Annotated in this window: 1 protein-coding gene; it reads left to right on the forward strand. The window is 48.7% G+C overall.

The features are described from left to right. Positions 1-304 (forward strand): FtsW/RodA/SpoVE family cell cycle protein (locus tag PZH32_RS12695; protein ID WP_275208615.1); only part of this gene is annotated, 304 nt, incomplete at both ends.

Consider the following 304-nt stretch of genomic DNA (forward strand, 5'->3'; position numbering starts at 1 on the left):
ATTGGAGAGTTACAGGCTGGAACGGATCGCAATCTGGAGAAATCCGGAGAAATACGAAAAAGGTTATCAGACCCTGCAGGGATTGTATGCCATTGGAAGCGGAGGCTTATTTGGCAGAGGACTGGGGAACAGTGTCCAGAAGCTGGGGTTTCTTCCTGAGGCACAAAATGATATGATCTTTTCGATCATCTGCGAAGAACTGGGACTGGTGGGTGCGGGAATCCTGATCGGAGTTTTTCTGATCCTGATCTGGAGATTCTTTGTGATTGCTGCAAAGGCGGAGGATCTGACCGGTGCATTGATT

This window comes from Adlercreutzia equolifaciens (genome assembly GCF_029076695.1).
Classification (GTDB): Bacteria; Actinomycetota; Coriobacteriia; order Coriobacteriales; family Eggerthellaceae; genus Adlercreutzia; species Adlercreutzia equolifaciens_A.